The sequence below is a fragment of the Polaribacter sp. Z014 genome, assembly GCF_023555435.1.
In the GTDB taxonomy this organism is placed as follows: domain Bacteria; phylum Bacteroidota; class Bacteroidia; order Flavobacteriales; family Flavobacteriaceae; genus Polaribacter.
The window spans coordinates 476,854-502,056 of sequence record NZ_JALCZP010000001.1 but is presented as its reverse complement, the minus strand read 5'-3'; the positions used below and the strand labels follow the sequence as shown (position 1 = coordinate 502,056).

The 25,203-nt window shown below is 30.1% G+C and carries 25 protein-coding genes; 13 read left to right on the top strand and 12 right to left on the bottom strand.

Annotation, left to right across the window (positions count from 1 at the left end):
• Positions 1 to 12 precede the first annotated feature (12 nt).
• Together MPF19_RS02330 and MPF19_RS02325 are read right to left on the bottom strand one after the other, a co-directional pair.
• Entirely contained in the window at positions 13 to 1,557 is a 1,545-nt protein-coding gene (locus tag MPF19_RS02330; protein ID WP_249986609.1) for a DUF4270 family protein, read from the bottom strand.
• A 45-nt stretch (positions 1,558 to 1,602) separates the two neighbouring features.
• Complete coding sequence (locus MPF19_RS02325) at positions 1,603 to 2,412, bottom strand: glycogen/starch synthase (RefSeq protein WP_203392686.1); 810 nt, start codon at positions 2,410 to 2,412, stop codon at positions 1,603 to 1,605.
• 97 nt (positions 2,413 to 2,509) lie between these two features.
• Between MPF19_RS02325 and panC the strand changes: the two genes are divergently transcribed.
• From panC to MPF19_RS02310, 3 genes are read left to right on the top strand one after another with little or no spacing between them, the layout of a single operon-like run.
• Complete coding sequence (panC, locus tag MPF19_RS02320) at positions 2,510 to 3,358, top strand: pantoate--beta-alanine ligase (RefSeq protein ID WP_249986608.1); 849 nt, start codon at positions 2,510 to 2,512, stop codon at positions 3,356 to 3,358.
• A gap of 28 nt (positions 3,359 to 3,386) precedes the next feature.
• On the top strand, positions 3,387 to 3,737 hold the full coding sequence (panD, locus tag MPF19_RS02315; RefSeq protein WP_036825265.1) for an aspartate 1-decarboxylase: 351 nt from the start codon (positions 3,387 to 3,389) through the stop codon (positions 3,735 to 3,737).
• Between the two features lie 2 nt (positions 3,738 to 3,739).
• Positions 3,740 to 4,684, top strand: a complete 945-nt coding sequence (locus tag MPF19_RS02310) for a lysylphosphatidylglycerol synthase transmembrane domain-containing protein (RefSeq protein ID WP_249986606.1) — start codon at positions 3,740 to 3,742, stop codon at positions 4,682 to 4,684.
• A 55-nt stretch (positions 4,685 to 4,739) separates the two neighbouring features.
• Here the strand turns inward: MPF19_RS02310 and MPF19_RS02305 are convergent, their stop codons facing one another.
• Positions 4,740 to 5,654: an NAD(P)-dependent oxidoreductase gene (locus tag MPF19_RS02305; protein ID WP_249986605.1), complete on the bottom strand. Its 915-nt coding sequence runs from the start codon at positions 5,652 to 5,654 to the stop codon at positions 4,740 to 4,742.
• A 273-nt stretch (positions 5,655 to 5,927) separates the two neighbouring features.
• On the opposite strand from MPF19_RS02305, the gene MPF19_RS02300 reads away from it, so the two are divergent.
• The 3 genes from MPF19_RS02300 (at position 5,928) to MPF19_RS02290 (ending at position 10,462) form a co-directional block, all read left to right on the top strand.
• Positions 5,928 to 6,137, top strand: coding sequence for a hypothetical protein (locus tag MPF19_RS02300; protein ID WP_249986603.1), 210 nt, complete (start codon positions 5,928 to 5,930; stop codon positions 6,135 to 6,137).
• Positions 6,138 to 6,416: 279 nt separating this feature from the next.
• Positions 6,417 to 7,778 (top strand): DNA repair protein RadA, encoded by a 1,362-nt coding sequence (gene radA, locus MPF19_RS02295; RefSeq protein ID WP_203392689.1) that lies wholly within the window; start codon positions 6,417 to 6,419, stop codon positions 7,776 to 7,778.
• A 455-nt stretch (positions 7,779 to 8,233) separates the two neighbouring features.
• Entirely contained in the window at positions 8,234 to 10,462 is a 2,229-nt protein-coding gene (locus MPF19_RS02290; RefSeq protein ID WP_249986602.1) for a TonB-dependent receptor, read from the top strand.
• Positions 10,463 to 10,662: 200 nt separating this feature from the next.
• Here MPF19_RS02290 and MPF19_RS02285 read toward each other — a convergent pair whose 3' ends face one another.
• From MPF19_RS02285 to MPF19_RS19455, 4 genes are all read right to left on the bottom strand, one after another.
• Positions 10,663 to 11,223: a sugar O-acetyltransferase gene (locus tag MPF19_RS02285; protein WP_249986600.1), complete on the bottom strand. Its 561-nt coding sequence runs from the start codon at positions 11,221 to 11,223 to the stop codon at positions 10,663 to 10,665.
• 243 nt (positions 11,224 to 11,466) lie between these two features.
• Entirely contained in the window at positions 11,467 to 12,471 is a 1,005-nt protein-coding gene (locus MPF19_RS02280; protein WP_249986599.1) for a sugar kinase, read from the bottom strand.
• 182 nt (positions 12,472 to 12,653) lie between these two features.
• Entirely contained in the window at positions 12,654 to 13,400 is a 747-nt protein-coding gene (locus MPF19_RS02275; protein WP_203392692.1) for a uroporphyrinogen-III synthase, read from the bottom strand.
• A gap of 18 nt (positions 13,401 to 13,418) precedes the next feature.
• Entirely contained in the window at positions 13,419 to 14,060 is a 642-nt protein-coding gene (locus MPF19_RS19455) for a DUF4271 domain-containing protein (protein ID WP_502924860.1), read from the bottom strand.
• Between the two features lie 82 nt (positions 14,061 to 14,142).
• Here MPF19_RS19455 and MPF19_RS02270 point away from each other — a divergent pair, with 82 nt between their 5' ends.
• The 4 genes from MPF19_RS02270 (at position 14,143) to MPF19_RS02255 (ending at position 17,235) form a co-directional block, all read left to right on the top strand.
• On the top strand, positions 14,143 to 14,865 hold the full coding sequence (locus tag MPF19_RS02270; RefSeq protein ID WP_203392694.1) for a polyprenol monophosphomannose synthase: 723 nt from the start codon (positions 14,143 to 14,145) through the stop codon (positions 14,863 to 14,865).
• A gap of 7 nt (positions 14,866 to 14,872) precedes the next feature.
• Positions 14,873 to 15,334, top strand: coding sequence for a GNAT family N-acetyltransferase (locus tag MPF19_RS02265; protein ID WP_249986597.1), 462 nt, complete (start codon positions 14,873 to 14,875; stop codon positions 15,332 to 15,334).
• A 97-nt stretch (positions 15,335 to 15,431) separates the two neighbouring features.
• Positions 15,432 to 16,772 carry a dihydroorotase gene (locus tag MPF19_RS02260; RefSeq protein ID WP_249986595.1) on the top strand — a complete coding sequence of 447 codons (1,341 nt, stop codon included), beginning with the start codon at positions 15,432 to 15,434 and terminating at the stop codon, positions 16,770 to 16,772.
• Between the two features lies 1 nt (position 16,773).
• Positions 16,774 to 17,235: a DUF4296 domain-containing protein gene (locus tag MPF19_RS02255; protein ID WP_249986594.1), complete on the top strand. Its 462-nt coding sequence runs from the start codon at positions 16,774 to 16,776 to the stop codon at positions 17,233 to 17,235.
• Here the strand turns inward: MPF19_RS02255 and MPF19_RS02250 are convergent.
• Positions 17,219 to 18,226 carry an NAD-dependent epimerase/dehydratase family protein gene (locus MPF19_RS02250; protein ID WP_249986592.1) on the bottom strand — a complete coding sequence of 336 codons (1,008 nt, stop codon included), beginning with the start codon at positions 18,224 to 18,226 and terminating at the stop codon, positions 17,219 to 17,221. The genes MPF19_RS02255 and MPF19_RS02250 overlap by 17 nt on opposite strands.
• Positions 18,227 to 18,411: 185 nt before the next feature.
• On the opposite strand from MPF19_RS02250, the gene tyrS reads away from it, so the two are divergent.
• Positions 18,412 to 19,704: a tyrosine--tRNA ligase gene (gene tyrS, locus MPF19_RS02245; RefSeq protein ID WP_249986590.1), complete on the top strand. Its 1,293-nt coding sequence runs from the start codon at positions 18,412 to 18,414 to the stop codon at positions 19,702 to 19,704.
• 222 nt (positions 19,705 to 19,926) lie between these two features.
• Here the strand turns inward: tyrS and MPF19_RS02240 are convergent, their stop codons facing one another.
• The 3 genes from MPF19_RS02240 to MPF19_RS02230 all read right to left on the bottom strand — a co-directional run bounded on the left by MPF19_RS02240 (position 19,927) and on the right by MPF19_RS02230 (position 21,675).
• Positions 19,927 to 20,367 (bottom strand): YHS domain-containing (seleno)protein, encoded by a 441-nt coding sequence (locus MPF19_RS02240; protein ID WP_203392700.1) that lies wholly within the window; start codon positions 20,365 to 20,367, stop codon positions 19,927 to 19,929.
• Between the two features lies 1 nt (position 20,368).
• The gene (locus MPF19_RS02235) at positions 20,369 to 20,824 is read right to left on the bottom strand and encodes a YHS domain-containing (seleno)protein (protein ID WP_203392701.1); all 456 of its coding nucleotides are present in this window, start codon (positions 20,822 to 20,824) and stop codon (positions 20,369 to 20,371) included.
• Positions 20,825 to 20,895: 71 nt separating this feature from the next.
• Positions 20,896 to 21,675 (bottom strand): alpha/beta fold hydrolase, encoded by a 780-nt coding sequence (locus MPF19_RS02230; RefSeq protein WP_203392702.1) that lies wholly within the window; start codon positions 21,673 to 21,675, stop codon positions 20,896 to 20,898.
• 92 nt (positions 21,676 to 21,767) lie between these two features.
• Between MPF19_RS02230 and MPF19_RS02225 the strand changes: the two genes are divergently transcribed.
• Both MPF19_RS02225 and brnQ read left to right on the top strand, forming a co-directional pair.
• Positions 21,768 to 23,318 carry a serine hydrolase gene (locus MPF19_RS02225; RefSeq protein ID WP_249986589.1) on the top strand — a complete coding sequence of 517 codons (1,551 nt, stop codon included), beginning with the start codon at positions 21,768 to 21,770 and terminating at the stop codon, positions 23,316 to 23,318.
• A 1-nt stretch (position 23,319) separates the two neighbouring features.
• Positions 23,320 to 24,594, top strand: coding sequence for a branched-chain amino acid transport system II carrier protein (gene brnQ, locus MPF19_RS02220; protein ID WP_249986587.1), 1,275 nt, complete (start codon positions 23,320 to 23,322; stop codon positions 24,592 to 24,594).
• On the opposite strand, the gene MPF19_RS02215 is transcribed toward brnQ, so the two are convergent.
• Positions 24,591 to 24,986: a hypothetical protein gene (locus MPF19_RS02215; protein WP_249986586.1), complete on the bottom strand. Its 396-nt coding sequence runs from the start codon at positions 24,984 to 24,986 to the stop codon at positions 24,591 to 24,593. The genes brnQ and MPF19_RS02215 overlap by 4 nt on opposite strands.
• Between the last annotated feature and the right edge of the window lie 217 nt (positions 24,987 to 25,203).

Below are 25,203 nucleotides of genomic sequence, written 5' to 3'. Positions count from 1 at the left end.
AGTTCGTTCTTGTTAATTCGTTTTTTTCTCTGAATAAGAAATCTTTAACTCTGCCTTTTTACCATTTAAAGCATCTTGATTATAAAGGGTAACTGCTTTTGGATTCCAATTATAATTCTTAAAAACAGTATCTGTAACTGTTAATAAATCTGTAGCGTTAATTACTTTAAGTCTTAAAGTAGGAGAATAGTCTGTTTCTCCACTTAAAATATCTGAAAGATAGTCTGTAATTCTAAAGGTATATTTCTCTTTTTTTCCATCACTATCTCTTTCTAATAACCCTCCAAAAACAAACGCTCCTTCTGAATAAACATCTTTTATTTGACTATAAACAGGGTTTACATCTTCATTACTCTTATACAAAAATAATTGGTATGGTACAGCTGTAGTATCTGCAGATTGATTAATATATAAAGTTAAGGAAGCATCGTTTATCAATAGATTTCTTGCTCTTAATTCTTCAATTTCGTCTGCTATTCCGTTGCCATCTGTATCTGCACCAAAAAGGTTTATTTTAGCTTCAGTTCCTGCAGTACCTTGCAGTGTAATTTTATCTGCAGGATACACTTTATCTTCCATCTTATAAGATGCACTTCTTATACCAGATAAAGAAAAGGAATCATTTTTTCTAAAAGTTTTAATTGTATCGTTTGTTGCAGTTTCAAATACAGTATTTGTATAATAAATTTCTATTGATGGTTTAATAGCTCCCTCAAAGTTAAAAGAAATTAAGGAACCTTTATTTCCTGTAGCTTCTAAAATAACTCCTCTAAAATAATTATTAAAAGCATCTTGAGTGTCAAAATGTGAAGATTCATATTGATCTAAAAATAAGTTTTTAATTTCAGTCTCTTTTAAAGGCACAACCGCAAAAGGAGTTGATAAAGTAGAAGTTGTAGAACTTGAATAGGTAATTGTATCTTTATCAGCTAGTATTCCATTACTTGTCCATCTATTAACTACAAGAGTATCTCTTAAAGATGGTATAAATTGATAGTTATCAGTTATATTTAACTCACTACCTTTTGTATCAAAAACATCATTAGAATTATAACTATTGTTTTTAGAAGCATCTTTAGGGTTTAACCTACTTAAATATGTGCTAGTTTGATAAACATTTAAGTTAAATGCTTTTGATTGGTCTCCAATTATAGAGTCTAATTCGTAAGCATCTCCATCGTCATTTAGAGTTACTTGGTAAGGTAGTTTTAAAAAAACCGTATCTATAGATGTAACAATATGAGTAGTACTTGTAGCGTACTTTGCAATTGTATCAGAATTCATTACTTCTAAATTAGAAGTAATTGCTAATTGCGCAACAATAGAAGCCTCTATATTTTTATAATCATCACTTGCGTAAACACCTAATAAATATTGCCCTGGTTCATTAGAAATATTATCTGAAATAACATTTTTAATAGAACTATTCTCTATGGTAATTCCTTTAACCGTTAAAGTATTTACATCAAATTTTGTGTTCTCTACTAAACTTGAATCAATATCATTAAAATCTTTTTCACAAGAAATAACAGCTGTAAACACGAATACTAAAGCCACAATAAATGTACTTTTCTCAAAAAATCTCCTCACTTTATAAAATAATTAATTAGCTGAAATTAAATCAGCATAAAAATTTAAATAACTTTCCTTTAAATCCTCAGATTGATATTCTAAAACTGGAATATCTTTACTTTCTATAAAAGAAGCCAATTCTTCCGAAATTTCCTCACTACCATGTATAATTGCATCAGAATTCTCTATGGCACTTTTTAAAATATTTGTAAAGTTTGGTGTTTTAATTGTTGCTATTTTTTCATCACAGATGTTATCAAACTTCACTTTATCTGCTAAAGATTCATCTAATTCTCCTTCAAAAGGATTATTATACAAAGAAGTAATAACCTTACTCTCTGTAAACAAGGGTTCTTCTTTGTAAAACTCCTTCAAATAAAGAGGTAATAGAGAAGCCATCCATCCATGAACATGAATAATATCTGGTGCCCAGTTTAATTTTTTTACAGTTTCTATAACTCCTTTTGCAAAGAAAATAGCGCGCTCATCATTGTCTTCAAACAACTCATCATCTTCATCTGTAAAAACGGCTTTTCGTTTAAAATATTCTTCATTATCTATAAAATAAACTTGCATTCTTTCTTTAGGAATAGAAGCAACTTTTATAATTAATGGCATATCCATATCATTAACAACCAAGTTCATACCAGATAAACGAATTACTTCGTGTAGCTGATGTCTTCGCTCGTTAATTACGCCATATCTTGGCATGAAAATTCTTGTTTGTACTCCTTTAGAATGTGCATTTTTCGCAACATTAAAGGCTGTTGATGATAATTCTGTTTCAGGTAAGTATGGCACTACTTCAGATGAAACAAATAATATTCTCTTGTCCTTCATTAAATCAAACTCTTTTATAAGAAGCGCAAAAATACAAATTATTATGCTAATATCGTGTTAAATTGGTAAGTTTGCAGACTTTACTTAATATTTAAGGATGAAAATATTTAATACGAAACAAGAAATAAAAGATTATTTAACGTCTAAAAAAGAGGAAAATAAAACCATCGGTTTTGTACCAACTATGGGTGCATTACATGAAGGTCATTTATCTTTGATTAAAAAAGCGATCAAAAAAAACGACCTCGTTGTGGTCAGTATTTTTATAAATCCTACGCAGTTTGACAACCCCGAAGATTTAGTTAAATACCCAAAAACAATAGAAAACGACACCAAATTACTAGAAAGTGTTTCTTGTGATGTATTATTTCTTCCGTCTGTAAAAGAAATTTATGCAGAAAACATCGCCTCAGAAAAATTTGACTTTGATGGTTTAGAACATCAAATGGAAGGAAAATTTAGAAACGGTCATTTTGATGGTGTAGGTACTATTGTAAAAACACTTTTCGAAATTGTAACACCCAACAGAGCCTATTTTGGTCAAAAAGATTTTCAACAATTACAGATCATCAAAAAAATGGTAAAAAAGAATAGACTTCCTGTAAAAATTAAAGGATGTCCTATTTTTAGAGAAAAAGATGGTTTAGCAATGAGTTCTAGAAACACAAGGCTAACTACAGAGCATAGAAACGCAGCTCCTTTTATTTACAAAACGCTTAAAACAGCTCGTAAGAAATTTGGCACAGAAAATGCAGTTAAAGTAACTGAATGGGTAGAAAATCAATTTAAAAAACATCCTTTTTTAGAATTAGAATACTTTACTATTGCTGATGAAAAAACATTAGAAACCATAAAAAACAAGGAATCTAATAAAAAATACCGCGCTTTTATTGCAGTATTTGCAGGAGAAATAAGATTGATAGACAACATTCGTTTAAAGCATTAGTAATCAAAAAAAACAGTATTTTTGCCCCATGTTAGTACAAGTTGTAAAATCAAAAATCCACCGAGTAAAAGTTACAGGTGCAGATTTAAATTATATAGGAAGCATAACCATTGATGAAGATTTAATGGATGCAGCCAATATTATTGAAGGCGAACGCGTTCAAATCGTAAACAATAATAATGGAGAACGTTTAGAAACGTATGCAATTCCCGGACCTCGTGGAAGTGGAGAAATCACCTTAAACGGAGCTGCAGCAAGAAAAGTTGCTGTAAATGATGTATTAATCCTTATTGTTTATGGATTCATGGATTTTGAAGAAGCAAAAAACTTTAAACCCTCTTTAGTTTTCCCTAACGAAAAAGACAATACACTTACATAGATTTGAATATTAAAAAAATATTAAAAACCATACTACCTCTCATTTTGGGAGGTTTTTTAGTATGGTACTCGCTTTCTAAAATTTCTTTAGACGTCTTAATTGGTTATTTTAAAGAAGCTCATTATAGTTGGATTTTCTTAGGATTGTTCTTTGGTGTTTTAAGTCACCTTTCTAGAGCTTACCGATGGAAATTTATGCTAGAACCAATCGGATTTAAACCAAAATTTACCAATAGCGTTTTAGCCGTTCTAGTAGGATATCTAGTAAACCTTGCACTGCCCAGAGCCGGAGAAGTTTCTAGAGCTTTGGTTTTAACAAACTACGAAGACGTTCCTTTTGAAAAAGGATTCGGAACCATTGTAGCAGAAAGAATAGCCGATTTAATTATGATGTTATCCATTATATTAATCACACTTTTTGTGCAGTTCGATTTTATTTATGATCTCTTAGTTAAAAACTTCAATCCAACAAAAATAATAATTGGTTTAACTGTTTTAATAATTGCTTTTTACATTTTAACATCCTTTGTAAAAAAAGCAGAATCCGGTTTCTTATTTAAAATAAAAACATTTATTACTGGCCTAGGAGAAGGTGTTACCAGCATCTTTAAGATGAAAAATAAATGGGCATTTATCTTTCATACAGTTTTTATCTGGGCAATGTATGTTTGTATGTTTTGGGCAACAATACCTGCAATTGATGGATTAGACATTCCTTTTGGCGGAATTTTAATCGGTTTTATTGCTGGCGGATTTTCTATTGCCGCAACAAATGGCGGAATTGGCTTGTACCCAATTGCTGTTGCTGGTGCCTTGGCTTTGTTTGATATTCCTACAGAACCTGCAACCGCTTTTGGTTGGATTATGTGGACCGCACAAACAGCAATGATTATCGTTTTTGGTGGTTTAGCTTTTTTACTTTTACCAATTTACAATAAAAATAAATAGTTTTAAAACGCTTCAACAAGAAGCGTTTTAAAGACATTAAAAAACTGAACTACCCCTATTCTTCTTTAAAATAGTTAGTTACGTTTTCTATTACTTTATCACTTAATCTAACAAATGCTTGTTGAGTTCTACCACTAGAAACTTCAAAACAATTTACGTTTGGCTGGGTTAGTAATTCTTGGTCACCTAAAGCACCCAAAGAATCACAATACACAACATTGTTGTCTGTTTTTATCCAATTATTAAAAGACTTCTCATTCCAGGCAGGAGATAACCCAATGTTAAACAATATTTTGTGATTTCCGAATTTTAAAAACTCCTTTTCATGCAATAAAACCGTGTTTTTATTTAAAGCAGCAATTACAACCTCATTTCTTTCCATTAGTTTATCTAATGATAAAAAATCATATCCTTTTTCTTTTGCATCTTGCCTTTCACTTCTAGCAAAATAAGTAATATCCGCACCAAAAAAATTAAGTCCATCTGCAACCATACCACCTAATTTACCTAAACCAATAACCCCTACTTTTAAACCAGTAATTTCTCTAGGAACACCACTCCAAGCCTCCCTTGGTTTACCATTTAAAGTAGTACCAAAACCATGTAAACATCGTACCAATTCGCTAATTACATATTCCACAACCCCCTCATCACCATAATCACGCACACCAGTTACTATAATTCCGCGAGAATTTGCATAATTAATATCTACATTCGCACTCTCTGGAGTGTACAAAGAGCAGCACATACCTATATATTTTATGTTTGGGCATCGTTCTAAAATTTCTTTTGTTAATGTTGTTGTATAACTTAAAAAAACACCATCTGCATCACCAATACGTTTTACAATTTCATCATCACTAGTTGGTTTATCTATGTGCAACACCATATTTTCTGTAAAAGATTTTAATTTTAAATTAGCTGCATCTACTAATCCCAAAGGCTCTATTCCCACAATTTTTTTAAACATAACGTACTTTATTTACGGTTCTAAATGATAAGACACCAACTTAAGAAATATCATTTATATGAACTAATTTTTCAACTTAACTTTATACCGTTATTAAGAATAATTAATATTTGGGCGTTCCCTAAAAAGGTCGCGCTTTACACTGTATCTTTTTGCTGAAAAAGCAAAAAGGATGCCGTTTCAATCGCTAACGCAACTGTTTGCTCGCATTTAGAGAATCTTCAGAATAAGTTTTTTCTTTAAGAAATACTATCTTTAGGAAAAAGCAATTTTATGAACAATCAGGATAAAAGAAAAGCTTTAGCAAAATGGATTTTAGAAACAGATGAAAATGTTCTAAACGAAGTAGAAGCTGTTTATAATGTGTATTCTAAAAATAAAGAAATTTTAGATAAAAGAATAAAATTTCACAAAGAAAACCCTACAGCAGGTAGAAATTGGAATGAAGTAAAAACTGAATTATCATTAAAATATAGCGTATAAAATCGTCATTAAACCTGAAGGAGAACAAGAACTTTTAGAAGCTTTAGCTTGGCATGAAACCAAAACAGAAAACTTAAGTGTTGAATTATATTTACAAAAAAGTTTCGGTATGGAATTCACTATACTTTAGAAAAAAATACCATTTACATTCATGCTATTCTTCATACAAGTCGAGAATTACCCAAATAGAAGCCATTATATTACACTAAAAACATCTTAAAAGTCACAAGATAACGTTGTAACTTTGTTTCTCTAAAACTTTGTAACTTCTTAAAAAAAATGGCCAAAACCAAAACAACTTTTTTCTGTCAGAATTGCGGAACCCAACATGCAAAATGGGTAGGACAATGTGGTGCTTGTAAAGAATGGAATACCATTGTAGAAGAAGTTATACAAAAAGAAGAAAAACGAGTTTGGAAACAATCTACAACCGCAAAACAAACCATAAACAAACCCTTAAAAGTTGCTGACATTCAGTTAAACCCAGAAGAAAGAATCGTTACTAATAATAACGAGTTAGACACTGTATTAGGTGGCGGATTGGTAAAAGGTTCGGTAACACTTTTAGGTGGTGAACCAGGAATTGGAAAATCGACTTTATTATTGCAAGTTGCTTTAAATATCAAACAAAAAGTATTGTATGTTTCTGGTGAGGAAAGTCAGTCTCAAATAAAAATGAGAGCAGAAAGACTAGAAGCTAACAACTCTAATTGCTTAATTCTTACAGAAACGAACACACAAAACATCTTCAAAAACATTGAAGAAACAGAACCCGATGTTTTGGTTATAGATTCTATACAAACATTACACACAACTTCTATAGAAGCTTCTCCTGGTACAATTTCTCAAATTAGAGAAACTGCTGCCGAATTGATAAAATACGCTAAGGAAACTGCAACTCCGGTTTTATTAATTGGACACATCAACAAAGACGGAAACATTGCTGGACCAAAAATTTTAGAACACATGGTAGATGTTGTTTTACAATTTGAAGGAGACAGAAATCATACCTACAGAATTTTAAGAAGTCAAAAAAACAGATTTGGTTCTACTTCAGAATTAGGTATTTACGAAATGCTTTCCACTGGATTAAGAGAAATATCTAATCCGTCTGAAATTTTAATTTCTAAAAAGGATGCAGATTTAAGCGGAACTGCAATTGCATCTACCTTAGAAGGAATTAGACCTTTAATGATAGAAGTACAAGCGTTGGTTTCTACAGCTGTTTACGGAACACCTCAGCGTTCTACAACCGGTTATAATTTAAAACGTTTAAACATGATTTTGGCGGTTCTAGAAAAAAGAGCTGGTTTTAAATTAGGTGCAAAAGATGTCTTTTTAAATATTACCGGAGGCATAAATGTAGACGATCCTGCAATAGATTTAGCAGTTGTGGCTGCCATTTTATCTTCTAACCAAGATGTTGCCATAAACCCAAATGTTTGTTTTGCTGCAGAAGTTGGTTTGGCAGGAGAAATAAGACCGGTTTCTAAAATAGACCAAAGAATTACCGAAGCAGAAAAATTAGGATATAAAACGTTAGTAGCTTCTAAATACAATAAGATTTCTTCTAAAAACCACGGAATTCGTTTGGTTTTAGTTGGTAAGATTGAAGAAGCTTTTGCTACTTTGTTTGCGTAGTTTTTTTGTATTTAAAGATGGTTATAAATAAAACTTTTTAATAATTATCACTTGTTTTTTACAGTTTTACAATCTGTGAAAATATTGATTATATAAAAACCAAGATTTTATAAAATATAAGGATTTACTTATACATCCTTATCAATGTGATTATATAATTAATTAAAACACCCACATTCCCCACTATTGTAAATTACTTTATTAAATAATTCTATCAAATACAAAACATATAGATCTATTTACAATAGCACCTACCCTTAAACCATATTTACAATTCTTTAAACTGCCTAAAAAGGACTGTTTCTAATTTTTCGTTTCTATTAATTATTTATTAATGCAACAATGTTGCATTAATAAATAATTAATTATCTTTGTCAGATAAATTTATACAAAACAAGATTAAAAAATCTATAACTCTCTAACATAGAAGCTCAAAAAATTAAATAAAAAAACAAATGAAACTTTTTATAACTTTTATACTCTTAAGTTTTACGCATGTATTAATTGCTCAAGATAATTTTACAGGAACCATCATAGATTCAGAAACATTAGAACCTATTGTTGGCGCCACTATTTATGCATTTAATCATAATAAATTTACAGAAACAGACCAAAATGGTAATTTTATATTAAACAGCACTAAGACTACTAAAATTGAAGTAGAAATTTCTGCAGACGCCTATAAAGCACAAATTATTACTTTACATAACACTAACAAAGTTGTTATAAAACTTACAGTAAACTTATTAGAATTAGAAGAAATTATTATAACCGGGAATTCTAATAAAAGCAGAGAAAAAGTATCTGTATCTATAGAAACTGTTAAAAAGGCTAATTTATTTAAATCAGGAAAAATTTCTTTGGCAGATAACTTATCTAGCCTTCCTGGTTTAAGCAGTCTTAGCAATGGTGTTGGTAATGCAAAGCCAGTAATTAGAGGTTTAAGTAATACCAATATTGTATTTTTAAACAACGGAATTAAAGCTGAAAACTTTCAATTCTCTAGCAATCATCCTTTTATATCAGATGAGTTTTCGGCAAAAAAAATAGAAGTAATAAAAGGCCCTGTCTCTTTAATATATGGCTCTGATGCAGTTGGGGGCGTTATTAATGTAATTAAAGAAAACCCCGCAAATAACAACACTATAGAAACAAAAATAAATACCCAATACCATAGTAACACAGAAGGCTATGTAACAAATTTAGGTGTAAAAATAAGCGGAGAAAAATGGTTTGGAGGCGCCTCTTTTACAAATAAAACCCATAAAGATTACCAAAACGGAAATGGAAGTAAAGTTATAAATACTCGTTTTAAAGAATTAAATTTAAGCTCTAATATTGGGTACAGAAATAAGCTTGGTAATTTTGCTTTGTACTTTGATTATAATGAGCCAACTTATGGTTTAACCAATCAAAAATCTATAAGCGTAATTACAGATGATTCTAGAAAAAATGATTATTGGTATGTAGATTTAGAAAATAAACTTTTAGCTTTAAAAAATAAACTTTTTATAGGAGAAGGTATTTTAGATGTTAATTTATCTTATCAACAAAACATTAGAAAAGGAATTGCTGATACATCTAGCATTTATTCTAATATGATGTTTGCTTCTATGGATTTATCTACATTGTCTTACAACTCTAAATACAGTTTAAAAAAGAATAACAGTAAATATACCTTAGGCTTTAATGGTGCTTATATTAAAAATGATGCTGATGATTTTTATGGCAATAGCAACCCAATGCCAGATACTAATATTAGTGATTTTGGTGTTTTTATTGTTGATGAAGCAGAAATATCTGATGCTTTAACACTAAATGCAGGATTAAGATACGATATGAGAAATATGAAATCATATCCTTTTAACTCATCTGGTATAGATAAATATCAAATTGATAATAATTACAGTAGTTTAAGTGGTTCTGTAGGTTCTACCTATAAAATAAACAATCATTTATTTAAGTTTAATATTGCCTCAGGTTTTAGAAGTCCAAATATTTCTGAACTTACTCAAAACGGTATTCATCAAGCTCGATTTGAGAGAGGAGATATCAATTTAAAATCTCAACGAAATTATCAATTCGATTTTAATTACCACCTTCATATCGATAAATTAGCTTTTGATGTAAGCCCGTTTTACAATAATGTATCTAACTACATTTACATAGTACAAACCGAAGAAAATGCACCAATAGGTAATGGAAAAATATACCAATATATACAAAATGACGCTAAACTATTTGGAGGAGAAGTTGCATTAGATTATCATCCTTTTAACTGGTTAGGACTTCATAGCAATTATTCTTATACCAAAGGAGAACTAAAAAATGGTGGTTATTTAACACAAATACCACAAAATAGATATGTAGCAGAAGTAAAGTTACAAAAGAATAAAATTAGCGCTTTTAAAAATCCTTATTTTATAGTAAACCTTACCGCTTATGAAAGTCAAAACAACTTAGGTCAATTAGAAACTTACACCCCAAAATACACTCTTTTTAACCTTAATTTTGGATCAACATTAGCCATTAGTAAACAAGATTTCAATTGGTATATTTCAGCCAATAATTTATTTGATAAAACGTATGTAAATCACTTATCTGCTTTAAAACCATTAAACCTAAATAATATAGGTAGAAATATCGTTTTTGGTTTAACAATTCCTTTTAAAGCAGGAATATAATATATCCGTTATCAATAGTAAATTTGAAGAAAGATGAACTACTCGCTTAATTTAAAAACAATAAAGAACTTAAGGCCACATACAACTGTGCTTTAGGTGCTTTTTTTTGCTTAACTAAGCGAGTAACTATAGAAAAAGCCCCTTCAGGTTTTTATACTTGAAGGGGTTTAATCTATTTTACTTCTAAAAAAACAAATTATCTAGATTTCAAGTTTCCGAATTACTTTACAAGGATTTCCTGCGGCAAAAACATCTGCAGGTATATTTTTAGTAACTACACTTCCTGCTCCAATTACGGTTCTGTCTCCAATATGTACACCAGGACAAACTACCGTACTTCCTCCAAGCCAAACATCTTCTCCAATAATTATTGGTTTTGCTAATTCGAGTCCAGAAGCTCTTTCTTTATGGTTTATAGGGTGTGTTGCTGTGTATAATTGCACATTTGGACCAATTAATGTTCTGGATCCAATTTTAACAGGCATAACATCTAAAACCACGCAATTAAAATTAAAATACACATTGTCTCCTGTAATTATATTGTAACCATAATCGCAATAAAATGGGGTTTGTATAAAAAGGTTTTTACCTTTATTTGGAACTAATTTATTTAAAATAATCTTTTTTGTTTCCGCTTTATCTTCGGGTAAATCATTTAGCTCTTTTAACAATAATCTTGCCTCTAAACGTTCTTTAATCAGTTCAAGATCTGAAGCGTCATACAATTGGCCAGAGAGCATTTTTTGTTTTTCAGTATTCATTTATTAATTCTATTTGTTTAAAGTTACCAAGATCATTTATTTTCTATAAACTAATTGTAAAAAAAGACCCTTCAAACTTTAAAAGCCCAAAAGACCTAACAATATTTTACATTTAATGAATAACAAAATTCAATTAATGCTATTTGTTTGCAAACAAGCTTAGCCCTGATTGCAGTGACATCCTTTTTGTTTTTCACAAAAAGATATAACGGAAAGCAGGAAATAGCTTCTAAAAATAAAAAACTATCTCTTTATTTTACCAGATGTATTTCCGCCCATTAAACTAGTAACATTTTCTACAGAAACCATATTTACGTCCCCCAAAACGGTATGTTTTAAAGCACAAGCAGCTGTTGCGAAATTTAAGGCATCCATATCATTATCGTAGTGTAACAAACCATAAATAATACCAGAAGCAAAGGCATCTCCAGTACCAACACGATCTATAACGTGTGTAATATCTAACTTATCTGCCTTTATAAACTCTTTACCGTTCCACATTTTACCTTGTATTTCTTGATGAGAAGCGCTAATAGATTTTCTAGTTTTTCCAATAACTTTTTCTATTCTTGGATATTTTTCCATTAACAATGTAGCAGATGCACTAAAACCACCACCTAATTCTCCAAGACCAAAAATTTCATAAATACCACGATTACTACTAAGAACAATGTCTGTATTTTTCACCAATTCTGGCATTACTTCTTGCATGGTTTTACCATATTTCCACATATTTTGACGTGAATTGATGTCACCAGAAACCTTAACCCCCATTCTATTGGCTGTTTTAATAGCTTCTAAACAACATAGTGCAGCACCTTCTGAAATGGCTGGCGTAATCCCTGTCCAATGAAACCAGTCTGCTCCTTCTAGCACTTCTTCCCAGTTTACCATTTCTGGTTTTATTAATGAAAAAGCAGAACCTTCTCTTTCATAAATTACTTCACTTGATCTATGTACTGCCCCTTTTTCTAAAAAATAGATACCTAACATATTATCACCATAAATAACATTTTTGGTACCTAACCAATGTTTTCTTAAAAATTGAGTAGCCGCTTTACCCAGTGCATTATCTGGAAAACGTGTTACATGAGCTGCATCCATACCCAAATAACCACATGATATTGCTACATTAGCTTCTCCACCTCCATAGACTAAATCGAATGAAGTTGCTTGAGAAAACATGGTATATCCTGGTGGTGATAAACGCATCATTACTTCACCAAATGTTATCAATTTTTTAGCCATATTATTAAGTTTTCTATTTATTATATAATCTGATTGAAGGTATCTAAAAAATACCAAACCCACAATAAAATTGGGTTTCAAAACCGAATAAATATAATCTATATAAATCAAAAAAACCGAACATTTCTGTTCGGTTTTTTATTGATTTTGTAATAATTATTCTAAAGCTAGATTAAAATTACTTATTTCTTATTTGCTACTTTAATGTAATTATCTAATGCCATTGTCATAGAAGGTGTTTCTGGTGAAGGTGCTGTTATATCGCACTTTAAACCTGCTTCTGTAGCTGCTTTAACTGTAGAATTTCCAAATACAGCAATTCTAGTATCTTTTTGTTGAAATTCTGGAAAATTCTTAAATAAAGAGTCTATTCCAGATGGGCTAAAAAACACCAAAACGTCATAGACAACATTTTCTAAATCAGATAAATCACTAACTACAGTTCTATATAAATCTAATCGTTTCCAATTGATTCCTAACTTATCTAATTCTTCAGGAATTAAAGGTTTTAGTTTATCTGAACTTGGTAATAAGAACTTTTCCGTTTTATGCTTCTTAATTAATTTTGTTAAATCAAGAAAAGACCTAGTACCAACATAAATTTTACGTTTTCTGTACACTACATATTTTTGCAAGTAATAAGCTACAGCCTCAGACTGACAAAAGTATTTCATTGCATCTGGCACTTTAAAACGCATTTCTTCTGCAATTCTAAAGAAATGATCTACAGCATTTCTACTTGTTAAAATAATAGCTGTAAAATTATGTAAATCTACTTTTTCTCCTCTTACTTCTTTAACAGATATACCTTCTACATGAATAAAAGGTCTAAAATCTATCTTTACTTTTTGTTTATCAGACAGGTCAAAATAAGGGGAAGTTTCTGTCTTTGGTTCTGGTTGCGATACTAAAATCGTTTTCACTTTCATATGCTTTCTTTTTTGTAGTTAAAACAGCAATCTAAACAGTATAAATAGCGGCGCTATTTCGAAGGCGCAAAGGTACAAAATAAAATAAAACAACTCACTAAAAATCAGCTTTTTATTACTTACGGCATGGAATATAAAACGAATTAAAAATAATACCATTGAAAAATAAAGTAAAAAACGAATATCTAATTGAGAATATTCTTCTAAAACAATAGCTATCAGTAGGAAAAATGAAATAGAATACAAATATATAGACTTAGAAACTAAAAAGAATTCTACCTTTTTAGTTATCATAAATACATTAGAAAGTATAAGTTCTAACAACCTTTTAATAAGAAAATAAGAAAAAACTACACCTAAAATATTTAAAAAAGTATAAAATCCTTGAACCGCCGAAGAATTATAATGCAAATAAATTTTATAAGTAAACAAAGAAAGTACTGATATCGAAAAAACAAAAATTACATTTTTAAAAGGGTTAAAAAAAGAAGTATTCTCTTCCATTTCAGTTTCAATAAAATTATTATTTAGTAAAGAATAAATACTACCTTTTAATCTTACAACACTCAATCCTCTTAATAGAAAAATACAGGCATACAAACATACCAATAAAATGGTAATCCAACTGTCATCAATTATAACTCTATCTATTGCCTGCACGTATTTTTGTTTTGATAAGATTAACACAAAATTAGTAATTAAATAATGTATATTTGTCTACTTACCATATGAAATTTTATTTATGTCAGATGTGTTAGTCATTATACCTACTTATAATGAAAAAGAGAACATAGAAGTTATCATTAGAGCTACCTTTAACCAAGAAAAAGAATTTCATATTTTGGTGGTTGATGATGATTCTCCTGATGGAACCTCCGAAATTGTAGAGAAATTGATTTCAGAATTTCCAAATCGACTTTTTTTAGAAAAAAGATTGGGTAAAAACGGTTTAGGAACAGCATACATACATGGTTTTAAATGGGCCATTTCTAAAAAGTATGATTACATCATAGAAATGGATGCAGATTTTTCTCACAATCCAAAAGATTTAATTCGCCTATATAACGCCTGTAAAAAAGATGGTGGTGATGTTTCTGTAGGTTCTAGATATGTAAATAATCAAGTAAACGTTGTTAATTGGGACATGAAAAGATTGTTACTTTCTTATTTTGCTTCAAAATATGTACGTTTTATAACTAGAATTCCGCTGTTTGATACCACTGCAGGTTTTGTTTGTTGGAAAAGAGAAGTATTAGAAAAAATACACTTAGACAAAATAAAGTTTATAGGATATGCTTTTCAGATAGAAATGAAATTTAAAGCATGGAAACATGGTTTTAAAATTAAAGAAGTATCAGTCGTTTTTACAGATAGAACTTTAGGAACCTCTAAGATGAGTGGAAATATAATTTCTGAAGCTTTATTTGGAGTGATAAAAATGAAGTTAAAAGGCTTGCCTAAATAGTTTTTCCATGAATGAAATTTCTATTAGAACTGCTAATCTTGAAGACTTAAAAATATTATTAGAGTTTGAGCAAGGAGTTATAGCTGCAGAAAAGCCTTTAGATCCTTTTTTGGATGATGGAGAGTTATTTTATTACAATATTCCTGAATTAATTTCTAATAAAAACATTCATTTCATTGTTGCCGTTGCTAATAATGAAATCATTGCTTCTGGTTACCTTAGAATAGAAAACTCTAAACATTATCATAAAAACCCAAAACATGGTTATATTGGTTTTATATTTGTAAAACCATCTTTTAGAGGAAACCGAGTTAGTACTTTAATTTTAGAATCCTTAAAAAGGTGGGCAACAGAAAAAGAGTTAAAAGAATTAAGGTTAGATGTTTATGTTGGAAATTCTGGAGCTACAAAATCTTATGAACGCTTTGGTTTTATAAAGAGTTTGGTAAACATGAGAATGGACATATAAAAAACTTTTAGTAGTTAGAAATAGTAAAAAAATAAAAAAAATACACTTTATAACTTTGCAAAAACCATTAGGTCTTTGCGGTTAAACAATTATAAAAATGGCAAAATCTACTTTAATAAAAAATGCAACTATCGTTAATGAAAACAAAACCTTTAAAGGAGATGTTTTAATTGAAAACGAAATTATAAAGGAAGTCGCTAAAGATATAAAAGCAACTAAAAATGTTGTGGTTATTGATGCTGAAGGTAAATTCTTGATTCCTGGTTTTATTGATGATCAAGTTCATTTTAGAGAGCCTGGTTTAACTCACAAAGCAAATATTGCAACAGAAAGTAGAGCTGCCGTTGCTGGTGGAATTACTACTTTTATAGAAATGCCAAACACCGTACCACAAGCTACCACACAAGATTTATTAGAAGATAAATTTAAAATTGCAGCCAACGATTCTTACGCAAACTATTCTTTTATGTTTGGTGGTACCAACGATAATTTAGAAGAATTATTAAAAACAGATCCTAAAAAAGTAGCCGGAATTAAATTATTCTTGGGTTCTTCTACAGGAAATATGTTGGTTGATAACGAAGAAATTCTAGAAAAAATATTTTCATCAACAAAAATGATTATTTCTGTGCATTGTGAAGATGAAGCTACGATTAGAAAAAATACACAAGAATTTATAGACAAATATGGTGATGATATTCCTGTAAAATACCATCCAATTATTAGAAGTGAGGAGGCTTGTTATTTATCATCTTCTAAAACAATTGAATTGGCAAAGAAAACGGGTGCAAGATTGCATATTTTTCATGTATCAACAGCTAAAGAAACCAAACTTTTTAGAAATGATATTCCGTTAGAAGAAAAACAAATTACCGCAGAAGTTTGTGTGCATCATTTATGGTTTTCAGATAAAGATTACGCAGAAAAAGGAACACATATTAAATGGAATCCGGCAGTAAAAACAGAAAAAGACAGACTTGGCTTATGGGAAGCATTACTAGACGACAGAATTGATGTTTTAGCAACAGACCATGCGCCTCATACTTTAGAAGAAAAAACAAATGTGTACACAAAAGCTCCAAGTGGTGGACCTTTAGTGCAACATGCAGTTATTGCACTTTTAGAAAAAGTAAAAGAGGGCGTTATTCCTATTGAAAAATTAGTTGAAAAAATGAGCCATAATCCCGCTAAATTATTCCAAATTAAAAAACGTGGCTTTATAAAAGAAGGATATTTTGCAGATATCGTTTTAATTGACACCAACAAACCACAAACAGTTTCTAAAGATAATATCCTTTATAAATGTGGATGGTCTCCTTTTGAAGGCACTACTTTTTCATCAACAATTTCTCATACTTTTGTAAATGGAAATTTAATTTATAATGAAGGTGTGTTTAATGATGATATTAAAGGTAAACGCTTAACTTTTAATCGTTAATATGAAAAAATTAAGTTATTTATTGATTCTTACTTTCTTGGTTTCTTGCACAAGTAACACCATTTTTAAAAAACCAGAAGACCTCATTCCTAGAGATACCATGACGCTATTGCTTGGAGATATGATGATTGCTTCTTCTGCGAAATATGTAAAAAACATAAACGAGCAAAAGAAGATTAATTACATGCCTTTTATTTATGAGAAATATAAAATTGATAGCCTTCGTTTTCAAAAAAGTAATTTCTACTATATTTCAAAAATAGACTTATATGAAGAAATATTTACTGATGTTAAAAAGAACCTAGTAAAACAAAAAGATTTTTATAGTAACTTAAGCAAGCAAAAAGATTCTATTAGAAGAGATTCTATAAAATCTTCTTTAAAACTGAAAGAGATAGATACTATAGAAGTAGACAAACCAGATTTAGAGCCTAGTAAAAAGATGCTTAAAAAGAAGAATTAACATATTTTTCGCATACCTTTTTAATTACATCATCAATTTTTTCAAACTGAAAAGACAAACTTTTTTCAATTTTTTCTGCTGAATATTTAGAAATTGAATGTGCACTTCTGGCTGAATATTTACTTAATAAAGGCTCTCTTCCTGTAACTAAAGATAATAACCGAGAAATCCTCCAAGAAACAGCCGTTTGCCAAGGCTTTATTTTTATAAAAGGTCTTTTTTTACCAAAAGCATCTGCCATAGAATAAAAAACATCTTTAAAAGATTTATTTTCTGATACTAAAATAAAACGTTCATTTTTAATACTAGAATCCGTCAATTTTATCATTATCTCAACAACATCTTTTACTCCAACAAAACCAGTAATTCCTTCTGTATAATATTTGAATCCGTTATACATTTTAGAAAATAATTTACCTGAACCAGCTGTAAAAAAACCACTCCCTAAAATAACACCAGGGTTTACAATAACCACATCTACTCCTTCTTGGCTCGCCCGCCAAACCTCCATTTCTGCACCAAACTTGGTAATTGAGTACCCACTATTATCCGTTTCGGGGTTCCACTCATTTTCTTCGTTAATAAGGCTTCCGTTAAGAGAATCTCCCACAGAAGCAATAGAGCCTACAAAACAAATTTTACTAACTTTTGCATCAATAGAAAGATTTACAACATTAGCTGTACCATAAATATTAGTTTTTCTCATTTGCCTATAATCTTTCGGATTAAAAGAAACTAGCGCAGCACAGTGATACACTTTATTAATGCCCATAAAAGCAGGTATCATTGCTGGAACCTCTGTAATATCTGCCTTAAACCATTCTATTTTAGAAATTAGAGTGACATCGTCCGAATAAAAAGAAAAAACTTTCTCAACCAATTTTATTTTTTCTTCAGAACGGTAAATAGCACGTATTTTTTCATCATTCTTAACTAAATGATACAACAAATGTGCGCCTACTAAACCTGTTCCTCCGGTAACTAAAATCATACGGCGAATTTATGATTTTTTCATTGATAAGTTTATCTTTGCACAATGAAAATAGCAAATGATTAATTGCTAAAAGATGTCAGATTTAGCTTATCGAAATTGATATTTTATTATATCAATACACAAAAAATTCGACAAGCTCAATTTGACATTCGTATTATGAATTGAATTAATTTAGACTTATAATGACAAATTTTGTTGAAGAATTACGCTGGCGTGGATTATTGCATGATATTATGCCAGATACAGAAGACTATTTATTAAAAAATAAAACAGCCGGTTATATTGGTTTTGACCCAACTGCAGACTCACTACATATTGGTAGTTTGGTGCAAATTTTCATTTTAAAACACTTTCAAAATGCAGGTCATAATCCTATTGCATTAATTGGTGGAGCAACTGGTATGGTTGGTGATCCTTCTGGAAAATCTGCAGAACGTAATTTGTTAGATGAAGCTACTTTGGCAAAAAATGTTGCTGGTGTTAGAGAGAATTTAGAACGTTTTTTAGATTTTGATGCTAATGCAGAAAACAAAGCAGAATTGGTAAACAATTACGATTGGATGAAAGATATTTCATTAATCGATTTTGTAAGAGATACAGGGAAACATATTACTGTAAACTACATGATGGCTAAAGATTCTGTGAAGAAACGTTTGAGTTCTGAATCTTCTGTTGGTATGAGTTTTACCGAATTTACATATCAATTATTTCAAGGATACGATTTTTATCACTTATACCAAGAAAAAAATTGTAGACTGCAAATGGGTGGTTCTGATCAGTGGGGAAATATTACTACAGGTACAGAATTAATTCGCAGAAAAGCACAAGGAAAAGCGTATGCAATTACCGTTCCTTTAGTAACAAAAGCAGACGGAACCAAATTTGGTAAAACAGAAGGCGGAAATGTTTGGTTAAATACAGATAGAACTTCTCCATACAAATACTACCAATATTGGTTAAACTCTTCGGATGAAGATGCAGAGAACTTTATTAAAAAGTTTACATTTTTAGACAAAGAAACTGTAGAAAACTTAATTGCTGAGCATAAAGAAAATCCGCATTTACGTTTGTTACAGAAAAAATTAGGGGAAGAAGTTACTATTTTAACACATGGTAAAGAAGCTTATGAAAATGCTTTAAAAGCTTCTAATATTTTATTTGGTAAATCTACGGCTTCTGATTTAAAGTCTTTAGATGAACAAACATTTTTAGATGTTTTTGATGGCGTACCACAAGCAACAGTATCTACTACAGATATTGAGGAGGGTTTAGATATGATTGGTGCATTAGCAGCTAAAACAGACTTCTTAAAATCTAACGGAGACGCTAGAAGAGCATTAAAGGAAAATGCAATTTCTGTAAATAAAGAAAAAGTAAAAGAAGATTATTCTATTACGAAAGAAGATTTAATTGCAAATAAATATGTGTTATTACAACGTGGTAAAAAAACATATTATCTACTAGTTGTTGAATAAAACACGAATCTATTTAGATTCTATTTCCAAACATTACTAAATTTTAAAGTAATTTTGACGGAAAGTAAAAGCGCTAGCCAAAGAAATTTCTAAATCGCTAAAAATGCTCATTTCAAAATGACATAAGAGATAAATATAAAAAAGAGCTGAATAAATTCAGCTCTTTTTTTTGCTACAACATTCACAACATCCCCCGATATTGCTTTCAATCTTCATTATTCATTATTCATTAATTGTTAACCAGTTTTTATCTGCTTTATCTCTTAGCATCTCTGCCCCTTCTTTTTGCCATAATTCTAAGGTATTTATCCCCCAAGAATTGTAAAATAAATATAATTTTCCATCTCTAACCTCAAAAGTTTCCGGATCTATAGAAACCTTTTCTCCTTTTACCCCAATGGCGTATGCACAATAACCTCCATAAGCAGGAATATATTTTTTAGGTGATTTATTGAAAATTTCTAAATTTTCTTTAGATACAAACTTAAATTGCACACCATCGTAATTTGTTACAAACTTTTTATTTCCTTTCTCTGCAATATTATCGAAATAAGAAACCACATCATAACCTTCTACTACGTAACCTTTTTTAGTATTATAATTATTTTTTTGTGCAAAGGCGGTGAATGAAATCAATAAAAAAAGAATTGAAATTTTTTTCATTTTAGTTTTTTTTGTTCTTTAATTTTGCCCAATTATTAGCTGCATCTTTTTGAAGTTTTGCTGTATCTTCTTCTAACCAACTTTCTAGTTTATTTGAAAACCATTTATTGTAAAATAAATATAATTTACCATCTCTAATTTCAAAAGTTTCTGGGTCTATCTCTTTTCTTTCATTTCTAGTAGCAATTGCATAAGCACAAAAACCACCACATTGTGGGATGTATTTTTTAGGATTTCCCGTAAACATCTTTAAATTGTTTTCTGAAGAAAATTGAAATTTAGCACCATCATAAGTCGTTATAAATTTCTTTTTACCTTCTACCGGTTTATGATCTACAAAGTAAGAGACCACATCATAGCCATCCGCCACAAAACCTTTTTTAGTGTTATAATCTATTTGTTGAGCAGATAAAAGAGTGGAAGCCCCTAAAAAAAGGAATAGTAGAAAATGTTTCATTCGATTGATTTTTAAAGATAGTCGAACAAATTCTTATAAAATTACAGTAAATGATAAAATAAAGGTTAAAATTAGCAGCTTTTTATAAATTTTTTTAAGGTAGAAATCAGTGCAATCTTATTTTCAATATGACTCATATGTCCGTCAGGAAAAACAATTAACTCAGAATTTGTTTTGTTAGCCTCTTTTTTAGAAGAATCTAAATCTAAAACAAGATCTTTCTCTCCAACAATAATCAACTTTCTAAAATTACTTTCTTTTAAAAATTGATTTAAGTTCTCACGATTTTTCATTCCTTCATTCGCAGCAACATAACCTTGCAAAGAGGTTTGTAAAGCTTCTTTTTTTACAGCTTCAATTTCTTTATTAAATTTTAATAAATTCTCTTGATTAAATAAATTTGAAATCGACATTTTCACCATAGATTCAAAATTATTTTGAACCATTTTATTTGCTCTAATTCTTATTTTTTTTCGTTCTTCAGAATCTTCATTAGAAGTTGAATTTAACAAGCACAATCCTTTTATTTTAGAAGGATTAATTTTGGCAAAAGCTAAAGAAATATAACCTCCTAGAGAATGGCCAACCAAAATATATTTTCTGATTTTTAAATGCTTTAAAACAGCTTCTACAGTTTCTGCAAATAACCCCATAGAATGGACATAGCCTAAACAATCAGACTTTCCATGACCTAATAGATCAATAGTAATTACTCGGTTTCTTTTAGTGAGTTCAGGAACAATTTTATCCCACATAGTGGAATTCTCTAAAAAACCATGAATAAGAACTACAGCAGTTCCTTTTCCTTGATCTGTATAAAAAATATTTGCGTTTTTATAGTCTAAAATCATCTTAACAAAGATAGTATTTGATTCGTTTTTACAATCGATAAACATCATAAAGTATTTACTATATTTGAACTGAATTTAACACCGCAAATCCTATGTTTTTAAAAAAAGTAACTCTTCTTGTACTTTTCGTTATTTCATTAACATTAAACGCACAAATACCAGAAAAAAAACTAGATAATCTAATAGAAAAAACCTTAAAAACTTTTGATGTTCCGGGTATTTCTGTAGGTATTTTAAAAGACGGAAAAATAGTATATGCTAAAGGACACGGAGTTCGTTCTTTAACCACTAAAAAAGACATGAATGAAAACACCTTGGTTGGCATTGCTTCTAACAGTAAAGGGTTTACTTGTTTTTCTTTGGCAATGATGGTAGATGAAGGAAAACTAAATTGGGATGATAAAGTGCGTACATACATTCCGGAATTTGAAATGTACGATGCTTGGATTACCCAAAATTTTACAGTTAGAGATTTAGTAACGCACAGAAGTGGTTTAGATTTAGGGGCTGGAGATTTAATGTTTTTACCAGAAAACAATGATTTTACTATGGCAGATATCATCAAGAATATAAAATATTTAAAACCATCGAGTAAATTTAGAACCGATTTTAAATACAACAACAATATGTTTATTATTGCTGGTGAAGTTTTAAAACGCATAAGCGGACTTACTTGGGAAGAGTTTATTGAAACTAAGATAATGAAACCTGTTGGAATGACAAATAGTAAAGCGTCTTACAATAGAGTTACAAACAGAACAAATATTATTGATGCACATACGCGAGCAGATGGTAAAGTAATTCAGATTCCGCATGATTGGAGCGAAACAGCAAATCCTGCTGGAGGAATTGTAAGTAACGTAAACGACATGCTTACGTGGGCAAAATTCTTAATGAATGGCGGTGTAACCGAAAACGGAAAACGTTTGTTAAGTGAAACACAATTTCATGAACTTTGGCAATTACAAACTCCTTTAAAAGTAGAAAAAAATGATTCTTATAATTCTAATTTTAGAGGTTACGGTTTAGGTTGGTTTTTAACCGATGTAAAAGGCGGATACAAACAAGTATATCATACAGGTGGTTTAATTGGTACCGTTACTCAGTTTACCATGATTCCAGATTTAGATTTGGCAATTGTTGTGTTAACCAACCAAATGAACGGAAGTGCTTTTAATACCGTTACAAATACCATTAAAGATTCTTATTTAGGTTATAAAGACAGAAACTGGTTAGAAAAATTAGGAACCAATAATACCAAATATTTAAAATACAACGATAGTATAAAAGCAAGTGTATATAGTAAAGTAGCACTAGCTAAAACTGATAAAAGCTTACCGAAACCAAATCAAATTGTAGGAACTTATAACGATGCTTGGTTTGGAAATATCATCATTTCTAATGATGGAAACTCTTACAGTATAAAATGTGAGCGTTCGGCTACTTTATTTGGCGAATTATTACCTTACAACCAAACAACCTACGTTGCTAAATGGAACAATAGAAGTTATGATGCCGATGTTTTTGTACTATTTTCTTTTGATGAAAAAGGAAACACCACCGGAGCAACCATGAAATTTATTGCACCAATTACAGATTTTAGTTTCGACTTTAATCATTTAAACTTGAAAAAAGTAAACTAAATTGAATAAAACAAAAGAAATTTGGGTTGCCGGTTTTGCATTATTTTCACTCTTTTTTGGAGCAGGAAATTTAATTTTACCAACATCTTTAGGAGTAAAAGCGGGTCCAGATTGGTGGATTGTAGTTTTAGGATTTGTATTAACAGCAATTGTTATTCCCGTTTTAGCCATTTTTGCACACGCTAGATTACAAGGAACTTTGTATGATTTCGGCAAAAAAGTTTCACCACTTTTTAGTACTATTTATTGTATTTTAATTTACATAATTGCCATTGCTATACCGTCTCCAAGAACTGCCGCCGTAACGCATGAAATAGCAATTCAACCATTTTTTAATTCGTCTGCACTAGTAACAAGTATTATTTATTTTGTTTTGGTATTTCTATTTGCAGTAAATCGTTCTAAAATAATTAGCTTAATTGGTGAGTTTTTAACACCAATAATTGTCACTATTCTATTAGCAACTATAGGAATTGCTTTTTTTACTTCTCCTGGAAGCATAACTCCTTCAGGATTTAAACATCCTTTTGTAGACGGGCTATTAGAAGGATATCAAACATTCGATGCCATTGCAGGTGTAATTCTTGGAGCCGTAATTATTATCTCTTTAAATTTACGTGGCCACACAACTTTTGATGCAAAAAAAGAATTAATTACCAAGGCAGGAATCATTGCAGGAGCTGGTTTATTATTAATCTATGGAGGTTTAATTTTAAGCGGATCTTTATTCTCTTCAATATTTGCAGAAAATGCGACAAGAATTGAAATTCTATCTGGTTTAAGTTCACAAACTTTAGGTCATTTAGGAGCCACCTTTTTAAGTGTTTTGGTTGCTTTAGCGTGTTTTACAACGGCCATTGGTATAATAACTGGAACAGCAGATTATGTAAGAGGAATCTGTAATAATTCTAATACTGCTTATACAATTACCGCCTTAGTTTGTGCGCTTATAGGAATCGTTGTTGGTAGTAATGATGTGAGTTTTATTATTGATGTTGCTGTGCCTGCATTAATGTTTGTCTACCCAATAACAATTGTATTGATTTTACTAAATGTAGTACCAGAAAAATATGCTTCTAAATTGGTTTTTAGAGGTGTTGTAATTGTAACTTTTATCTTTAGTATTCCAGATTTTTTAGGCTTTATCATTCCAAGAGAAAACTTAACCGGAATTAAAAGTTTTATTCCGCTTGCAGAACATAGTTTGGGTTGGGTGTTGCCTGCTTTAGTAGTTTTTGTAGGCTTGAATTTGAAAAAATCAAGCAAACCCAGCTAACTTTTTTCAAGTTGATTTTGATAACTATAAAAAGCTTTAAAACTTTTAGCAAAAGCGAAATGATAAATAGCCGTAGCATACACAAATATCATTACTAAAAATGGTATTTTATTTATAATATTAGCATCAATTGCAAAGAATCCAAATACTGCACCCAAAGTTCCTAATGAAAAAAGGATTATTGAAACAATTTTGGCCCATTTCTGTCCTTTGTATAAAAAATACAATAAGGCAACTGTTAAAGAAAACCGTATCATTTGAGTCATAAATTTACTTGTATCAAACTCATCTTTAGCTGAATGATAGAAGTAAATTGTATGTAATGAGACTAAAAGAATACTAATAGAAATTTGTATAGTTCTCTTTTTACCGACTTGTTCTAAAATATTCATTGAGCTATTTTTTTTTCAAATCTAAAGAAATAATAAATCTAAGGAAAAGGTTTTATCAATATTTAAGTTTATGACGAACCTTTTATTGAGTTTTAGCTTATATTTTTTAACTTAGTGGTGAAAAAGAAAACTGCAAATGAATAAATTGATACTTGTTGGAAATGGCTTTGATTTATTAGAAAAATAACTAGATTATATATTTATTTTCAGCAAACTA